The organism is Nocardioides sp. CF8, assembly GCF_000389985.1.
GTDB classification, from domain to species: domain Bacteria; phylum Actinomycetota; class Actinomycetes; order Propionibacteriales; family Nocardioidaceae; genus Nocardioides; species Nocardioides allogilvus.
This window is the reverse complement of record NZ_CM001852.1, coordinates 3064109-3080099: the sequence shown is the minus strand read 5'-3', so window position 1 is coordinate 3080099 and position 15991 is coordinate 3064109. Positions and strand designations below refer to the sequence as shown.

The following is a 15991-nucleotide window of genomic DNA, read 5'->3' as shown; positions in this document are numbered from 1 at the left end:
ACCTGTCACCCCGACCCGTGAGCCGCAAGGGCTAGTGCCCGATCAGTGGACGGTCTCGATCGGTCCGGCGATCTCCTCGACCGTGAGCTCGTGGTCGTCGCGGTCGAGCTTGCTCGGCCACCAGATCTTGCCGCCGAGGTCCATGTTGATCGCGGTGACGAGCACCGAGCGGACGATCATCGTGTCGAGGATGACACCGAGGGCGACGGCGACACCGAGCTGGGCCAGGAACACCACCGGGATGGTCCCGAGCACCAGGAACGTCGCCGCGAGCACCAGGCCGGCGCTCGTGATCACGCCACCGGTCGAGGTCAGCGCCACCAGTGAGCCCTTGCGGGTGCCCAGGTGCATCGTCTCCTCGCGGACTCGCGTCATCAAGAAGATGTTGTAGTCGATGCCCAGCGCGACCAGGAACACGAAGGAGAACAGCGGGAACCCCGGGTCGGAGCCGGCGAAGCCGAAGACGTGCTTGAACAGCAGGGAGCTGATCCCGAGCGCGGCCCCGAAGGACAGCACGACTGTGCCCATCAGGATCAGCGGCGCCAGCACCGAGCGCAGCAGCGCCACCAGGATCAAGAACACCACCAGCAAGATGATCGGGATGATCAGCACGTTGTCGGCGTTGGCTGCCTCCTTGGTGTCGAGGTAGAACGCCGACCCGCCGCCCACCAGGGCGTCGGCGCCGTCCACCGCGTGCACGGCGTCGCGCACGGCCTGGACGGCCTCGAACGCGGCCGGTGACGACGGGTCGGAGTCGATCGTGGCCTCGATGAAGGCCACGCCGTCCTTGACGACCGGAGCCTGGGGCGCCTCGACGCCCGTGATGCCGGTCATCGCCTCGGCGACGGCGTCACCCTGCTCGGCGTTGGCGACGACGGCCACGGTGTTGGACTGGTCGACCAGACCGTGCTCCACCAGCGTCTTCTGGCCGGTGATCGACTCGAACTCCTTGGTGTAGGTGTCCTCGGTCGACAAGCCGTTGGTGTCGAGGGTGAAGAGCCCCAGGCAGCAGACGGCCAGGATGAGGCTCGTGCCGACCCAGACCCGGCGCGGCTTGGGCGCGATCTTGCGGCCGACCTTGGCCCAGACGCCGGTCTGCGTGGGCTCGGGCGAGCCGAACGCGGGGCGGCGCGGCCAGAAGATCCAGCGCCCCGTGATCACCAGCAGGGCGGGCAGCAGCGTCACCATGACGACGAACGTCACCGCGATGCCGATGGCGGCCACCGGACCGAGGCCGGCAGTGGAGTTCATCTCGGCGAACAGCAGGCACAGCATGCCCAGCACCACGGTCGCCGCACTGGCGAGGATGGCGGGCGCGGCACGGTGCAGCGCGAAGGCCATCGCCTCGTGCCGGTTGTCGTGGCGACGGAGCTCCTCTCGATAGCGCGCCACCAGGAGCAGGGCGTAGTCGGTGCCGGCGCCGATGACCAGGATCGTGAGGATCGCCTGGGACTGCCCGTTGACGGTCAGGTCGGCGTACTTCGCGAGGAGGTAGATCAGGGCCTGGGACGAGACGAGCGCGAACATCGCGCACAGGATCGGCAGCACCCACAGCACCGGGCTGCGGTAGGTGAACAGCAGGATCAGGATCACGACGCTCAACGTCGCGAAGAGCAGCGTGGTGTCGATGCCGCCGAAGGCCTCGGCCGCGTCCGCGGCCTGCCCGCCCATGCCGGCGACATAGACCTCGACGCCGTCGATCTGGGCAATGCCGCGCAGCTCGTCGGCTGCGTCGGGCAGGGCGTTCCACCCGTCCTTGCCGAAGTTGAACGTGACCTGGGTCTGGGCGACCTCGCCGTCCTCCGAAACGGCGGGGAACCCGAACTGCTCGGCCGTGGCCGGGCTGACGACGGGGGCCTGGGCGGCCTCGTCGATGCCCTCGAGCGCGGCGAACTCGGTCGCCTGCTCCTCGATGGCGGCGAGGTCGGCCTCGGTCAGGCCGCCCTCGCGCTCGTAGACGACGAGGGTGGGGATCGCGTTGACGTCCTGGAAGGCGCCGAGCTTGTCGAGCGCGCGGGTCGACTCAGCGCTCTCGGGCAGCCACGAGGACGCCTCGTTGTTCTGCACGTCGACGAGCTTGGAGGCGAACATGGAGGACCCGACGGCGATGGCCAGCCAGGCGATGAGAACGATCCACTTGGTGATGGGGCCGGTCAGCGAACCGGCGATCTGTCGATGCATGAGGACAAGTCAACCGGAGCCCACCGACGCCACGCATCCGGATTGACCCTGAGGCAGCCTCAGGGTCCCCGAGGTTTTACCCCACGTTGGGCACGCGGTCAGCGGACCTGCAGCCGGAACGGGGTCTCCATGTCCCCGTCGTCGGCGACCGGCGCGACGGCGTACTCCATCGAACCGTCGAGACCGAGCCGCACGATCGCCCACTCGGCGTCCTGGTAGGTGACGACCAGCAGGTGGGTCGAGTCCTCCCAGACCGCGTCGAAGTAGACCGCGCTGGTGCCCTTGCGGTCGCTCGCCCACGAGCGCTCGAGGGCGCCCGAGCGCAGGTCGAGCAGGTCGAGGTCGGAGGGACCGAAGCCGTCGGAGTAGGCCGGCTCACCGAGGACGTGCTGCTTGTCGGGCGAGATGTCGCCGAACTGGTTGTCGCAGGTGCGCCAGCGGTTGCGTTGGCCCTTCTTCATCACGCTGCACGAGCCCGCGTCCAGGATCTTGGTGAGGCCGCCGGTCCAGCGACCCTTCGCGGTGCTGACCCACTTCAGGCCGGTCTCGTCGACGATGCCGTGGGAGGTGACGTACCAGCTCGTCCGGCCGCGGCTCGAGTTCACGAGCACCGCGCAGCCGTTGCTGGTGGCGTCCTCCTTGCAGTAGCCGTTGGTGACGTGGGCCGGGGTCCCGAACTGCTTGCTCGGGATGGACGGCATCCGCAGCACCCGGTCGCCGTCCTGGTCGATGACGCGCACGCCACCACGACGGACCGTGAAGGCGACCGCCTCGCCGTCGGGCGACGTCGCCAGGCCGTAGCCGGTGCGCCAGCTGGAGCGACCGGGCGATCCGCTCGCGCTGACCCAGCGGGTGGTGGGGCGAGCGGCGGTCGTGGTGTCGAACGACTGGACGACATAGCCCGATCCCATCGGCGCGAACGCGTTCATCCGACCCGCGACGGGGGTCGTGGCCCCGCCGGGTGCGTGGATGGTCGTCCTGGAGCCGGTCGTCTCGGACCAGGCGAGCCTGGGCGCTGCGCCGGTCTTGAGCGAGGAGACGTCGAAGATCGTCGTGGGCGGTGCGGGTGCAGTGGCCTGCGAGGCCGGGCCGACGAGGGCCAGGGCCAGGGGCGCGACGGCCAGCGTCGTGAGGAGTCGCTTCATGTCTGGTCTGACGTTTCGACCGTGCTCAAAGGTTGCGTGGCGGGAACGATTGCGGCAGCGAGAGTCCCTCGGCCTCGAGCACGGCGCGGAGCCGGTCGGGATAGTTGGTGATCAGGCCGTCCACACCGAGCCGGACGAGCGCGGCCATCGTCGGCGGGTCGTCGACGACGTACGGAATGACCTGCAGGCCGGCGGCATGGGCGCCGTCGACGAGCTCGCCGTCGGCGAACGCGACGTAGGCCTCGTCGTCGACGCCTCCGAGGAAGGGGCTGCCGTGGATGGGGGAGACCGCGTCGAAGCCCTGCTCGGCCGCGGTGGTGAGGAACTCCTCGGCCACGTCGAGGCCGCCGAACCAGCGCGACGGGCCGTCCTTGTCGGGCTTGAGGTACTTCGGGGAGACGAGCAGGTTGCGGCGGACGCCCGGCTCCTCCTTGCCGACGAGGTCCAGGACGCCCCAGTCGAAGCACTGGACGGCAGTCCTGTCCACCAGGCCGTCGATGCGGATCGCGTCGAGGGTGACGGCGACGAATTCGGCCCGCGTCGTCAGCTCGGCGGCCGCCATCGCGTCGAACTTGATCTCGAGATTGAGGCGTACGCCGCGGGCCGCCCGCTCGTCGAGGAGGGCCGCGACGTCACGGAGCAGGGGCATCGACGGCGGCAGGTCCGCGCGCGTGAGGCGGCGGATCAGCCGCGCGTCGGCGAGCGCCGGGTCGTGGCTGACGACCACGTCGTCCTCGCGGGTGAGGTGCACGTCGAGCTCGAGCGTGGAGACGCCGAGGGTCAGGGCGCCGCCGAAGGCCTCGAGGGTGTTCTCCGGGTGGAGTCCGGCACCACCGCGGTGGGCCTGCAGGTCGAAGGTCACGCGTCCTCCCTGGGTCGGGCCCTCGATCCTAGGAGGTCAGGCGGCGCGCCACGTCGCTCCGGGCATCACGACGGGCGCGCAGTCGCAGGCGTCGCTGCACGCGAGGTGCGTGTGCACCGCGTGTCCGCACCGCGGGCACGGAAGGTCGTGCGACAGGTGGACGGTGTTGAGCTGGACGGTGTCCCACATGGTCGTGCCTCCGAATCTTCCTTGGGTACTCTCATAAGGACCACGAACGGCACCCGCGGAATACGACAGAGGCGACACGACACATGGTGGCGAGCCGATCAGCTCGTGAACGGAAGGCCGCCGTCGAGGCCGGCCCGCTCGCGACGGCCAAGATCGACCTGGATGCGCAGCAGCAGTTCTCCTACAAGGTCGCCTGCACCGTGTGCCGCAACACGGCGTCACGGGGCACGCGCCCGCGGGCCTGGTCGACCTACCGTCCCGGCGGCGACAACGGCTACATGGCGGCGATGGACCGGTGGATCTTCCACCTGGTCGAGAAGCACCCTGGCGTCGAGGCGCCGTGCCTGGCCTATCTCGAGGCCGCCCAGCAGCGGCTACACGAACGACGCGAGTAGCCCGTCACACTTCGGTGGCCGCTCACGTCATCCAGGTGAGAGTGTCACTTCGACGTGAGGAAGACCCATGAAGACCATGACCTGCAAGCAGCTCGGCGGCCCCTGCGACCTCGCCCTGGCCGGACAGACCGCCGACGAGGTGATCAAGGCCCAGGACAAGCACCTCAAGGACCTGGTGGCCCAGGGCGACGAGGCCCACGTGCCCGCCCGCAACGAGATGAAGGGGCGCTGGAAGCGGCCCGTCGCCGGGATGGGTTGGTACCGCGACGTGAAGCGCGCGTTCGCGGAGCTGCCTGAGGGGTGAGGGCCCGGCGGCCTGCCAAGATGCGCGGATGAGCCTTGCGATGGCCACCTGCCAGCCCACCGCCTCCTCCGATCCCCGTGCCAACGGCGCCGAGGTACGGCGGATGTTGCGGGTCGCTGCAGCGGCGGGCGCGCGGCTGGCCCACTTCCCCGAGGGGTTCCTGTCTGGCTACGCCGTGGCGGACGTGGCCGCCTGGGAGGACGTCGACTGGTCCGCCGTACGCCGCGAGCTCGAGGAAGTTGCCGCACTCGCCGGTGAGCTCGGGATCTGGGTGGTGCTCGGGTCCGCGCACCCGCTGACCCCGCCGCACTGGCCGCACAACAGCCTCTACGTGATCTCCGACCAGGGGGAGCTCGTCGACCGCTACGACAAGCGGAAGTGCTCGAACACCGAGCTCACCCGGTTCTACACGCCGGGGTTCGAGCCGGTGGTGGTCGACGTCGACGGCTTCCGCTTCGGCCTGGCGCTCTGCATCGAGGTGAACTTCGAGGACCTGTTCGCGGAGTACCGACGGCTCTGGGTCGACTGCGTGCTGCTGTCGGCATATCCGGTCGACTCGATCTTCGAGACCAAGGCCCGCGCCCACGCCGCCATCCACAACTACTGGCTGAGCCTGTCGGTGCCCGCGCAGAGAACGCACCTGTTCCACTCCGGACTCATCGGACCGCACGGGGAGGTGCTGGCCGATGCCGGCAGCGAGGCCGGACTGGTGATCGGCGCTCTGGACCGGGACGATCCCGCACTCCACGTCGCGCTCGACCTCGCCAAGCCCTGGCGGGCGCTGGCGCGGGCGGGCGACATCTACGAGGAGCGCCGCGTCGATGACGAGCGGAGCCGAGTGCGCACCGGGACGGCCGAGGCGAAGGTCGTCACGCTCTGCGGCTCGACCAGGTTCGAGGCCGAGTTCGCGGAGGTCAACCAGCGGCTCACGATGGACGGTTGTGTCGTGATCAGCCTCGGGATGTTCGGGACAGTCGACGGCTCGGACCTGAAGGAGCGGCTGGGCGCGTTGCACTTCCAGAAGATCCGCATGGCCGACGAGGTGTACGTCGTGGATCCGGGTGGTTACGTGGGCGAGTCGACCCGACGGGAGATCGCCTACGCCGAGTCGCTCGGCAAACCCGTGCGGTACCTGAGTCGCGAGCGCTCGGCCTGACGGTCCGTCTCAGCGGCCGGCGAACTTCGCGACCAGCGTCCGGGCCTCCGGCGTGGTGACCGCCTGCGAGATGGTCCGCGCCTCGTCAGCGCCGGTCTCGGCCCGGGTCGCCGTCCACGAGGAGCGGATCAGCCGACGGGCCTGACCGAGCGCGAACGGCGGCTTCGTTGCGAGCTTCGCGGCGAGCCCGGTCGCGGCGGCCTCCAGCTCGTCGTCCTCGACGACGGTGGTCACCAGACCCCAGTCGCGTGCCTCGGCCGCGGAGAGCACCCGGCCGGTGAGTGCCAGCTCGAGCGCCCGCTGCTGCCCGACCGCGCGCGGCAGCAGCCAGGACAGTCCGCAGTCCGGGGTCAGCCCCACGCCGGCGTACGCCGTGAGGAACTTCGCCCCTGCTCCACTGACGACCACGTCGGCGCTCAGCACGACGGCCAGGCCGGCGCCGGCGGCAGCCCCCTGGACCGCAGCCACGACGGGCTTCTCCATCTGGCCCAGTCGCTGCAGCGCGCCGTCGAGCTCCTGCGCCAGCTCCAGGAGGTACGCCGCGGGGTCCTGCGAGGCGGCCATCGAGGAGACGTCGCCGCCGGCGCAGAAGCGTGCGCCGTCGCCGGTCAGCAGCACCACGGCGACCGACGGGTCGGCACTCGCGCGGTCCACGGCAGCTCCCAACGACTGCGCGGTGGGCAGGTCGAACGAGTTCGACGCGTCGGGGCGGGCCAGTGCGATGGTGGCCACTCCGCCGTCGACGGAGTAGCGGATGCCGGTCAGCTCGGTCATGGGATCTCCTGGGTTGTTGGGGGTCAGTCAGAGGGGGTGGTGAAGAGCCAGGGCTTGTAGTCGGCGTACGCAGCGCGGAGCTCGTCGCCGGGCCACCCGTCGGGGAGCAGGTTGGTCGGCAGCACCGGGTCGGCCACCAGGTGGCGCACGGCGGCAGCAGTGGCGGTGAAGCGGGTGTTCGCGTCCTCGCTGCCTGTCGCGTCCAGCAACGCGCGCCCGCGCGTCGACCACGCGTCGAGGTCCCAGAGCTGACCGACGAGGTCAGCGGCGTCCTCGACAGGTCGCACCACCATCCGGCGGCACGTGGTGTCGAGGCGTTCGGGCCAAGGACGCTCCAGGTTGTCCGGGCGCATCCACACGCCTTCGCGCAGCTCGGCCAGGCCGAGCCCGGTCAGATCGCCGCGCAGGTCGGACCGGTCCGCCGGACTGCGGCCGACGGCAGTGATCACCACCAGCTCCCAGTCACCGGACCAGTCACGCAGTCGTGGGCTGACCGACGCGTCGACCCGGCGGCGGCGCTCCATCAGGCGGGGGGAGAGCGTGTAGCTCCTGTCCTCGCGGAGCATCTCGCCGGAGGAGACCATGCGCGAGGCAGCCACCCGCGCCGTGGCCTCGGCGTAGCCGACCCGGGTCGCCGCAGCGCAGATCTGGCGCGCGCTCAGGCTGGGCGGGTCCGCCGCGAGCAGGATGGTCAGGATTGCCGAGCGCGCGGAGACGGGCCGCAACAGCGGGGCGTCCTCCGTCGTCGTCACATGCGAACCTTACAGTCTTGGCACAGTCGTAGACAATCTGTAAGGTCGGTCGGGCAGTCCGTCCCACACCGACCCCCCCAGGAGCGACCATGACCGACCAGCGCCTCGACGGCCGCACGATGATCATGTCCGGCGGCAGCCGCGGGATCGGCCTGGCGATCGCCGTCGCCGCTGCCCGCGAGGGCGCCAACGTGGTGCTGCTCGCCAAGACCGACAAGCCGGACCCTCGGCTGCCCGGGACGATCCACACCGCCGCTGCCGAGATCGAGGCGGCCGGCGGGCAGGCGCTCGCCGTGGTCGGCGACGTCCGCGACGAGGCGTCCGTGGAGGACGCGGTGGCGCAAGCGGTCGAGCGGTTCGGCGGCATCGACATCGTGGTCAACAACGCGTCCGCGATCGCGCTGGACCCCACCGAGACGCTGCCGGTCAAGCGCTTCGACCTGATGGTCAGCATCCAGCTGCGGGGCACCTACCTGCTGTCCAGCAAGGCGCTCCCTCACCTCCGCGAAGGCACGAACCCGCACATCCTGTCGCTGTCGCCGCCGGTCAACCTGGACCCGAAGTGGCTCGGCGCGCACCCGGCGTACACGCTCGCGAAGTACGGCATGTCGATGCTCACCCTCGGCTGGGCCGCGGAGTACGCCGAGCACGGCGTCGCGGCGAACTGCCTCTGGCCCGAGACGATGATCGCCACGGCCGCGGTTCAGAACCTGCTCGGCGGCGACGACGTGATGAGCAAGACGCGGACGCCGGAGATCGTCGCCGACGCTGCCGTCGAGATCCTCTCCCGCCCGGCCCGCGAGTGCACCGGCAACACGTTCCTCGACGTCGACGTGCTCGCCGAGGCCGGCGTCACCGACCTCAGTCAGTACGGCGGCACCGGCGAGCTCGAGTGGGACATCTTCATCGACCGCTGATGCGGACTTCCCCGTCGAGGCGTCAACGATCAGCGGCGCTTGCGTCCCTTCTTGGCGCCAGTGGTCCCCGTAGCGGTCGTCGAGGTGATGAACGTGTGGATCGACGCGTTGTTGACCTCGCCGTAGACACCCGGGAAAGCGGGTACGGCGCAGCCGAGTCCGTAGCTGACGATGCCGACCTGGACCTGGCGACCGTCGGCGAGGGTGCCGAACAGCGGGCCACCCGAGTCGCCCTGGCAGGAGTCACCACCCAGCGTCTCGGCACAGATCTCGGACTCCGGCTGGAAACCCATCAGCCCGTTCGTCGTGCAGTTCTCGTCGGCGACCGCCTTGACATCGACCGCCTTCAGGTCCGCCGGAATGAGGGGCGAGCCGAAGAACTCGGTCCCCCAGCCGGCGACCGTGAGCGGCGCGCCGTCCTGCTCGAGACTGTTGTTGGTGAGCGGGACCAGGGGGATCGCCGGCGAGGCGATGTCGGAGGTGACGTGGATCAGCGCCGCGTCGAAGGTGCCGGTCTTTTCGTAGTCGGGGTGCACGATGATCCGGTCGACCGACAAGGTCTGCCCGGTCGAGAGATCGTCGATGTTGGTCCGGCCGACACCGACCTGGATGTCTCGCGGGTTGGTGTCCACCATGCAGTGGGCAGCTGTGAGCACCCACTGCTTCGCGACAACGGAACCACCACAGAAGTGGCCGTCAGTACCTGAGGAGCCCTTGTCCTGGATCGACGCCATGAACGGGAATTCGCCGTCCTGGGCTTGGTAGCCACCGACGATGGCGCCGGCCGGGCTGCTCGTGAGGCCTGAGGCGAGAGCGAGGCCGAGGCCGGTCAGGCCGACGGTCAGACGGGACGGGAGACGCATGGTGGTCCTTTCGGAGGTGGTCCAGACCTTTGCCCAACGAGCCGACCACCACTCGGGTTATCCCGCCCCGTCGTGCCGGAGCCGGCAAGGGTCGTGGGGCTCAGGGTTGAGCGGTGGCAGGCTGCGCAAGCCCCAGATGGACCGCGAACCATGCGAGGAGTCCGCCAGCCGCGATGCGCACGATGTGCTCAGCCCGGCGGCTACGAGCAAGGACGCTGGCCAGTGTTGCCGCCGCCACGACCCAACAGGTGTTGACGAGCGTGGCCACGGCAATCTGCACGAGGCCCAGCTGCATCGTCTGCGCCCAGATGCTCGCGCCGTCGGGGTTGATCAACTGCGGTAGCAGCGCTGCATAGAACAGGGCGATCTTCGGATTGAGAAGGCACGTCGCGAGTCCCATTGCGTACAGCCTGCTGGCCGAGTGCCGCCGCCCATCGCCGGGCCGGAAGACAGAGCTGCCCTTGCGGATCATCGAGATCGCCAGCCAGAGCAGGTATGCGGCGCCCGCGACCTTTATTGCTACGAACAGCAGAGGAACCGTGGAAAAGAGGACCGCTAGTCCGACTGTGGTGGCGAGCAGGTAGGCCATGAACCCCGTGACGACGCCGCCCAATGAAACAAGGCCGGCGAGACGACCTTGAGTCAGCGACCTCGACACGAGGTACATCGAGTTCGGTCCGGGCGTGATGGCCAAACCGAACGTGATGAGCGCGATTCCGAGTGCCGCGGTCGAAGAGATCACGCGTCTGAGCCTCACTCAGCACTGGGGCGACGGCAACCCGATAGGCGCGTGGATCTCATCACGCCAGCGCGTATCGCGGCCTGCACAGACCCCTTGCGAATTCACCCTGACGCACCTGGCTACCTAAACTGGAGGTGAGCCGAGAGGGCTCGCCCGGACGAGGGAGCCGTACCCGGAACGCCATGACGGCCACCCGAGGAGTCCGTCATGGCGTGGTTGGTTCTGGTCCTTTCCGGTGTTCTCGAGGCCGTCTGGGCTGTGGCCCTCGGCAGGTCGGAAGGCTTCTCGCGACTGACCCCGACGCTGGTGTTCCTGGTCGGCCTCGGGCTCAGCATGGGCGGCTTGGCCTACGCGCTGCGCACCCTCCCCGTGGAGACGGGGTATGCGGTCTGGGTGGGCGTCGGAGCCTCGCTGACGGTCCTGTACGGCATGGCGTCGGGCGACGAGTCGGTCTCCGTCATCAAGGTGCTGTTGCTGATGGGTCTGCTCGGTTGCGTGATCGGTCTCAAGCTCGCCCACTGAGGTGCCCGATCCGCGGCAGATCCGATCGGATCAGTCGGTCGCCTCGGTGAGCGCATGCGCGTAGTTTGCAGCGGATCGCTGGTAGCGCGGCAGGTGCGGAACCAAGGCTTCGATGCACAGTCGAAGGGCTTCATCGTGGCGGCCGGCGTCCCGTAACGCGAGGGCAAGGAAGACGGCCCGTGCGTCGCCGATGCTGGGGTCCGGCGTCGTTGCCTCCAGCATTGCGATCGCCTCGTCGACGCGACCCAGGTTTCGAAGCGTCGATCCTTGCTGGATATTCAGCTGCGCGAGGCGTGCGCCCGCGAGGCCAAGTTCACGCGCTGCCGCGTAGTGCGCGTTCGCCTCAGCCTCATATCCGGTCGAGTCGTAGATCCCGCCAAGTTCGAACTGGGCGTCGGGGTCGTCTGGCCCGCGTTCGGCCGCGAGTTCCCGCATGGCCGCGACGGCGCGGGCACGGTAGTCAAGATCGACGGTGCTCCAGAAGTGAGCGACGCGTGGTTCCCAGTCTTCCGAATCTGCAGCCATGCCGGAACCATATTCGCGCCCCGCAAGGGAGCCTGGCGATCCGGCCTCAACTCGGCAGATCCGAGCATCCGCCGTGAGGCGTCATTGTCGGTGGTCCCTGCTTGAGTGGATCCATGCCGACGACGACCGCTCTCGAAGGCCTGACCGAGGACCAGCTCCTCGCTCACGCCGAGACGGTCGCGCGCGCACAGCGCGAGGCCGAGGCAGAGACGCTGCGCATCGCGGTCCAGCACGCGATCCTCAACAACGCCGACCGCCTCGACCGCGACGAGGCCCGACGACCCGGGCGCGAGCAGGCCAAGCGGCTCGGGGGAGCGGGGACGCCCGAAGTGCTCGAGTTCGCGCCGGCCGTCCTCGGCGCGCGGCTGCAGATGTCGACCGGGGCTGCCCACTCGCTGATGGCCGACGCCCTCGACATCGCTCACCGCCTGCCCCGGCTGTGGCGCCGCGTCGAGGCGCTCCAGGTGAAGGCGTCCTACGCCCGCTTCGTCGCCCGCAAGACCCGTGACCTCGGCGTCGAGCAGGCGGCGTACGTCGACAGGCGGGTCCACCAGGCTGCTGACGGCCGGATCCCGTGGACCCGGTTCGAGGCGCTGGTCGAAGGGGCCATCGCGGCCAGCGACCCCGCCGCCACGGCCGAGCGCGAGCGCGAGGCCGCGACCCGACAGTTCGCCAACCCCACCCGCTCCACCGACGCCGGCCTGCGCGGCTTCTACGTCCGCGCCCCGCTGCACGTCATCGCGCGCCTCGACGCGATGGTGACCCACATCGCGCGCATCCTGCTTGAGCTCGGCGACCCTGACCCCGAGGACCAGCGGCGCGTGAAGGCGGTGCTCATCCTCACCGACCCGGAGCGCGCCCGCGAGCTGCTGGCGCACTACGCCGCCTGGCAGCACCGGTCCGACGACCCAGCGGCGGCCGACCCCTGCGCCGAGCACGAGCCAGCCTCACCCCGCACCGGGCCGAAGCCCGAGGTCGACTGGGCAGCGCTCATGCCGACGGTGGTCCTGTTCCTCCACGCCTACGCAGGCGCACAGGAGACCGGCATCGTCCGCGTCGAGGGACACGGGCCCGTCACCGATGACTGGCTCCGCCGCCACCTCGGACCCCACGCCACGATCACCGTCACCCCGGTCTGCGACCTCGACGGCCAGGCGCCCGTCGACGCCTACGAGATCCCCGACCGACATAGACGGGCCGTGCATCTGATGACGCCGGCCGACACCTTCCCCTGGGGAGCATGCCTCTCCCGCACCCAGCAGATCGACCACACCGTGCCGTTCCGACACGGTGCGGACGAGGGCGCCGGGCAGTCGAGGGTGGGCAACTACGGGCCGATGACCCGCTTCCACCACCGGATCAAGACCCACGGTGGCTGGCAGGTGCAGCAACCGTTCCCCGGCATCTACGTCTGGCGCGACCCCCACGGAGCGATCTACCTCGTCGACCACACCGGGACGAAGCGACTGGATCAGGCCGGCCAGCGGCAGCACCAAGCAGCGAGCCGGGCAGAGCTCTTCTTCCGAGATGCCCTGACGCTCGCCGCGTGAGGCGGCCGGGGCCTACAGCCCCAGCATCCGCCCGATGATCTCCTTCTGGATCTCGGTCGTGCCGCCGTAGATCGTCTGGATCCGGCTGTCGACGTAGGCCTTGGAGATCGGGTACTCCGACATGTAGCCGTAGCCGCCGTGCAGCTGGACGCCGGTGTCGACGACGCGCTTCTGCAGCTCGGTGGTCCACCACTTCGCCATCGCGGCGAGCGAGGTGTCGACGTCCCCGGCGTTGAGCCTGCGCACGCAGTCGTTGACGAAGACCCGCGCGATGTGGGCCTCGGTGGCCATCTCGGCGAGCACGAACCGGGTGTTCTGGAACTTCCCGATCGGGCGACCGAAGGCCTCCCGCTCCTTGGCGTAGGACAGGCACATGTCCAGCACGTGCTCGATCGCGGCCACCGCGATGACGGCGATGGAGATGCGCTCCTGGGGGAGGTTGACCATCAGCGAGATGAAGCCGGAACCCTCCTCGCCGAGCAGGTTGGCCTTGGGCACGATGACGTTGTCGAAGGACAGCTCGGCGGTGTCCTGCGCCTTGAGGCCCATCTTGTCCAGGTTGCGACCGCGCTCGAAGCCCTCCATGCCGCGCTCGACCACCAGCAGGCTGATGCCCTGGTGTCCGGCGTCGGGGTTGGTGCGCGCGACGACGATGACGAGGTCGGCCAGGATGCCGTTGCTGATGAAGGTCTTGGACCCGTCGAGGACGTAGTGGTCGCCCTTGTCGACCGCCGTCGTCCGGATGCCCTGGAGGTCGGAGCCGGCGCCCGGCTCGGTCATCGCGATGGCGGAGATGAGCGAGCCGTCCACCAGGCCCGGCAGCCAGCGCCGCTTCTGCTCGTCGTTGGCCAGCGAGCTGATGTAGGGAACGATGATGTCGGTGTGCACGGGGAAGCCGAGCCCGCTGGCACCGATCCGGCTGATCTCCTCGGCCATCACCATGTTGTAGCGGAAGTCCTTGATGCCGGGGCCGCCGAACTCCTCCTCCACGTCGAAGCAGAGCAGGCCCATCTCGCCGGCCTTGCGCCAGACGTCGCGATCGACCTGGCCGTCCTTCTCCCACTGCTCGTGGAACGGCTGCACCTCCTTCTCCATGAAGGCGCGCGCCGTGCGGCGGAAGTCCTCGTGCTCCTGCTCGAGGATGGTGGGGCGTTCAGGCATGGGCTTTCCCTTCGTCGTGCGCGTTGAGTCTGTGCAACATGGAGAGTGGTCCGAGATCGGTCAGGTGGTGGCCGTCGGGATAGGTGACGGCCCGGTGGACGTACGGCGCCTCGCGGGGCGCCGCGAACCGCAGCGCTCGTCCTCGCAGACGCAGCGAACGGCGTACGAGCGAGACGAACCAGCGGGGCTGCGCCGGCAGGCCGAGCGCGACCCGCAGCGGCTCGTCCATCAGCGCGATCGTCACGCGCCGCACGAGCGGGCGGGCCGGGGCCGGTGCGACGGTGCGCGCGATGTCGATCGAGGCCTCGGCGAGCGCGGTGTTGGCCGGGTCGGGGGAGAAGTGCGCGCGCTCGAAGTCGAGCAGCAGCTGCAGATAGCCGTCGTACGTCGACGGCAGCCCCTTGATCCCCATCAGCTCGCCGAAGCGGGTGGTGACCCGGGTGATCGCGACCAGCTCCTTCGGGTCGAGCGGGCGCCAGCCGTAGGCCGAGATCCAGCGGACCGGTCCGACGATGGTGGTCGCCAGGACATAGGCGAACTCGTCGTTGGGGATGTCGTAGTGGCCGTGGATCTTGTTCAGGCGTCGCACCGCCGCGTGCCCGCGAGACGAGTCGATGCCCTCGATCGTCGACTCCTCGCCGATCAGGATCGTGTCGTCGTAGCGCTTCACGCCGTCGCGCTCGAACTCGCCCGTGTGGTGCAGCAGCCGGGAGATCGACGGGACGCCGTAGTCGCGCATGAACGCGATCCCGGTGCCTTGCACGTAGTCCCACGGGAACTCGTGGCGCGCGGTCAGGTTGGTGATCTCGTCGTAGTCGACCTCCGGGTCGAGGCCCTGGATGCGGCGGAGGTTGTCGTAGCGACGAGGGTGGGCCAGGCGCCTGGTCAGGAGACCCACTCCTTCACCTGCGCAATCGCCGCCGCCGGGTCGTCGGTCACCGGGGTGAGCGACAGGTTGGTGACCCCGGACTCCTTGAACGCCTCGATCCGCTCGCGGACGTAGGACGCGGGGCCGACGAGGTTGGCGGCCTCCAGCCACTCGAGCGGCACCAGCGCCTCGGCCTCCTTCTTCTTGCCGGAGAGGTAGAGGTCCTGGATCTCGGTGGCCTCCTTCTCGTAGCCGTAGGCGCAGGCGACGTCGTTGTAGAAGTTCTTGCCCTTCGCGCCCATGCCGCCGACGTACAACGCGTAGAGGGGGCGCGCGAAGTCGAGCAGCGCCTTCGTCTCCGGGCCCTCGCCGATCGCGAGCATGCCGCCGGCGTTGACCTGGAGCGGGCCGAGGTCGGCCGAGCGCTTCGCGGCGCCGGCCGCAAGGGCGTCACCCCAGACGAGGTGGGCCTTCTCGGGGTGGAAGAGCATCGGGATCCAGCCGTCGGCGATCTCGGCGGTCTGCTCGACCGACTTCTCGCCCAGCGCGGCGATGTAGATCGGGATCGAGTCGCGCTCGGGGTGGGTGAGGATCTTCAGCGCCTTGCCGAGCCCGGTCACCGCGCCGTCCGCCTTGGTCAGCGGCAGCTTGATCAGGCCGTCGTTCTCGAGCCGTTCGCGCTTGAGGCCGCGGCGCACGATGTCGATGACCTCGGCGGTGCGGGCCAGCGGCTTGGAGTAGGGCACGCCGTGGAAGCCCTCGATCACCTGCGGCCCGCTGGCACCGAGCCCGAGGATCGCGCGACCGCCGGAGACGTTGTCGAGACCGGCCGCGGTCTGCAGCAGCGCGCCGGCGGTGCGGGAGTAGACGTTGAGGATCGCCGAGCCGATCTCGATCGTCTCGGTCCTCGCCGCGAGGTAGCCCATCAGCGTCGGCGCGTCGAAGCCGTAGGCCTCCGCGACCCACACGGTGTCGAGGCCGGCCTGCTCCAGCTGCGTCACCTGGTCGGCGGCCTCGCGAGGGTTGCCGGCATACATCAGCGGCATGGAGAGCTTCATGCGCCAACTGTGACACCATTACTGTCA

General features: G+C 69.5%; 18 protein-coding genes and 1 riboswitch. Of the genes, 6 read left to right on the top strand and 12 right to left on the bottom strand.

Translation table 11 applies throughout. The annotated features are described in order from the left end of the window. Positions 1 to 42 precede the first annotated feature (42 nt). The 4 genes from CF8_RS15055 to CF8_RS22595 form a co-directional block, all read right to left on the bottom strand. A complete protein-coding gene (locus tag CF8_RS15055) occupies positions 43 to 2181 on the bottom strand; it encodes an MMPL family transporter (RefSeq protein ID WP_010833966.1) in 2139 nt (712 codons plus the stop codon). A 98-nt stretch (positions 2182 to 2279) separates the two neighbouring features. Continuing rightward, the gene (locus CF8_RS15050) at positions 2280 to 3326 is read right to left on the bottom strand and encodes a hypothetical protein (protein WP_010833965.1); all 1047 of its coding nucleotides are present in this window, start codon (positions 3324 to 3326) and stop codon (positions 2280 to 2282) included. A gap of 25 nt (positions 3327 to 3351) precedes the next feature. Continuing rightward, a complete protein-coding gene (locus tag CF8_RS15045; protein WP_010833964.1) occupies positions 3352 to 4188 on the bottom strand; it encodes a glycerophosphodiester phosphodiesterase family protein in 837 nt (278 codons plus the stop codon). A 36-nt stretch (positions 4189 to 4224) separates the two neighbouring features. Further along, entirely contained in the window at positions 4225 to 4377 is a 153-nt protein-coding gene (locus CF8_RS22595) for a hypothetical protein (protein WP_198016853.1), read from the bottom strand. Positions 4378 to 4460: 83 nt separating this feature from the next. On the opposite strand from CF8_RS22595, the gene CF8_RS15040 reads away from it, so the two are divergent. The 3 genes from CF8_RS15040 to CF8_RS15030 all read left to right on the top strand — a co-directional run bounded on the left by CF8_RS15040 (position 4461) and on the right by CF8_RS15030 (position 6232). After that, positions 4461 to 4772 (top strand): hypothetical protein, encoded by a 312-nt coding sequence (locus CF8_RS15040; protein WP_010833963.1) that lies wholly within the window; start codon positions 4461 to 4463, stop codon positions 4770 to 4772. A gap of 67 nt (positions 4773 to 4839) precedes the next feature. Then, positions 4840 to 5076: a hypothetical protein gene (locus CF8_RS15035; protein ID WP_010833962.1), complete on the top strand. Its 237-nt coding sequence runs from the start codon at positions 4840 to 4842 to the stop codon at positions 5074 to 5076. A 28-nt stretch (positions 5077 to 5104) separates the two neighbouring features. After that, positions 5105 to 6232 carry a carbon-nitrogen hydrolase family protein gene (locus CF8_RS15030; RefSeq protein WP_010833961.1) on the top strand — a complete coding sequence of 376 codons (1128 nt, stop codon included), beginning with the start codon at positions 5105 to 5107 and terminating at the stop codon, positions 6230 to 6232. Positions 6233 to 6241: 9 nt separating this feature from the next. On the opposite strand, the gene CF8_RS15025 is transcribed toward CF8_RS15030, so the two are convergent. Both CF8_RS15025 and CF8_RS15020 read right to left on the bottom strand, forming a co-directional pair. Next, entirely contained in the window at positions 6242 to 7006 is a 765-nt protein-coding gene (locus CF8_RS15025; protein WP_010833960.1) for an enoyl-CoA hydratase/isomerase family protein, read from the bottom strand. Between the two features lie 23 nt (positions 7007 to 7029). Further along, positions 7030 to 7758, bottom strand: a complete 729-nt coding sequence (locus tag CF8_RS15020; RefSeq protein ID WP_010833959.1) for a PaaX family transcriptional regulator C-terminal domain-containing protein — start codon at positions 7756 to 7758, stop codon at positions 7030 to 7032. 89 nt (positions 7759 to 7847) lie between these two features. Between CF8_RS15020 and CF8_RS15015 the strand changes: the two genes are divergently transcribed. Further along, entirely contained in the window at positions 7848 to 8675 is an 828-nt protein-coding gene (locus CF8_RS15015; RefSeq protein ID WP_010833958.1) for an SDR family oxidoreductase, read from the top strand. 29 nt (positions 8676 to 8704) lie between these two features. Here the strand turns inward: CF8_RS15015 and CF8_RS21105 are convergent, their stop codons facing one another. Together CF8_RS21105 and CF8_RS15005 are read right to left on the bottom strand one after the other, a co-directional pair. Beyond that, positions 8705 to 9538, bottom strand: coding sequence for a S1 family peptidase (locus tag CF8_RS21105; protein ID WP_010833957.1), 834 nt, complete (start codon positions 9536 to 9538; stop codon positions 8705 to 8707). 100 nt (positions 9539 to 9638) lie between these two features. Further along, positions 9639 to 10280 carry a LysE family translocator gene (locus CF8_RS15005; RefSeq protein ID WP_010833956.1) on the bottom strand — a complete coding sequence of 214 codons (642 nt, stop codon included), beginning with the start codon at positions 10278 to 10280 and terminating at the stop codon, positions 9639 to 9641. Positions 10281 to 10411: 131 nt separating this feature from the next. Further along, positions 10412 to 10474, top strand: a riboswitch (guanidine-III (ykkC-III) riboswitch). Positions 10475 to 10487: 13 nt separating this feature from the next. On the opposite strand from CF8_RS15005, the gene CF8_RS15000 reads away from it, so the two are divergent. Then, positions 10488 to 10802: a DMT family transporter gene (locus CF8_RS15000; protein WP_010833955.1), complete on the top strand. Its 315-nt coding sequence runs from the start codon at positions 10488 to 10490 to the stop codon at positions 10800 to 10802. A gap of 30 nt (positions 10803 to 10832) precedes the next feature. On the opposite strand, the gene CF8_RS14995 is transcribed toward CF8_RS15000, so the two are convergent. Further along, positions 10833 to 11327: a tetratricopeptide repeat protein gene (locus CF8_RS14995; protein WP_010833954.1), complete on the bottom strand. Its 495-nt coding sequence runs from the start codon at positions 11325 to 11327 to the stop codon at positions 10833 to 10835. Positions 11328 to 11440: 113 nt separating this feature from the next. Between CF8_RS14995 and CF8_RS22590 the strand changes: the two genes are divergently transcribed. After that, complete coding sequence (locus CF8_RS22590; RefSeq protein WP_010833953.1) at positions 11441 to 12877, top strand: hypothetical protein; 1437 nt, start codon at positions 11441 to 11443, stop codon at positions 12875 to 12877. A 12-nt stretch (positions 12878 to 12889) separates the two neighbouring features. Here CF8_RS22590 and CF8_RS14985 read toward each other — a convergent pair whose 3' ends face one another. Genes CF8_RS14985 through CF8_RS14975 form a run of 3 tightly spaced genes read right to left on the bottom strand, consistent with a single transcriptional unit; the run spans position 12890 to position 15964 of the window. Continuing rightward, positions 12890 to 14038 (bottom strand): acyl-CoA dehydrogenase family protein, encoded by a 1149-nt coding sequence (locus CF8_RS14985; RefSeq protein WP_010833952.1) that lies wholly within the window; start codon positions 14036 to 14038, stop codon positions 12890 to 12892. Then, entirely contained in the window at positions 14031 to 14936 is a 906-nt protein-coding gene (locus tag CF8_RS14980) for an oxygenase MpaB family protein (protein WP_010833951.1), read from the bottom strand. The genes CF8_RS14985 and CF8_RS14980 overlap by 8 nt, the downstream gene beginning before the upstream one ends. After that, on the bottom strand, positions 14924 to 15964 hold the full coding sequence (locus CF8_RS14975) for an LLM class F420-dependent oxidoreductase (RefSeq protein ID WP_010833950.1): 1041 nt from the start codon (positions 15962 to 15964) through the stop codon (positions 14924 to 14926). Before CF8_RS14975 ends, CF8_RS14980 begins: the two co-directional genes overlap by 13 nt. Between the last annotated feature and the right edge of the window lie 27 nt (positions 15965 to 15991).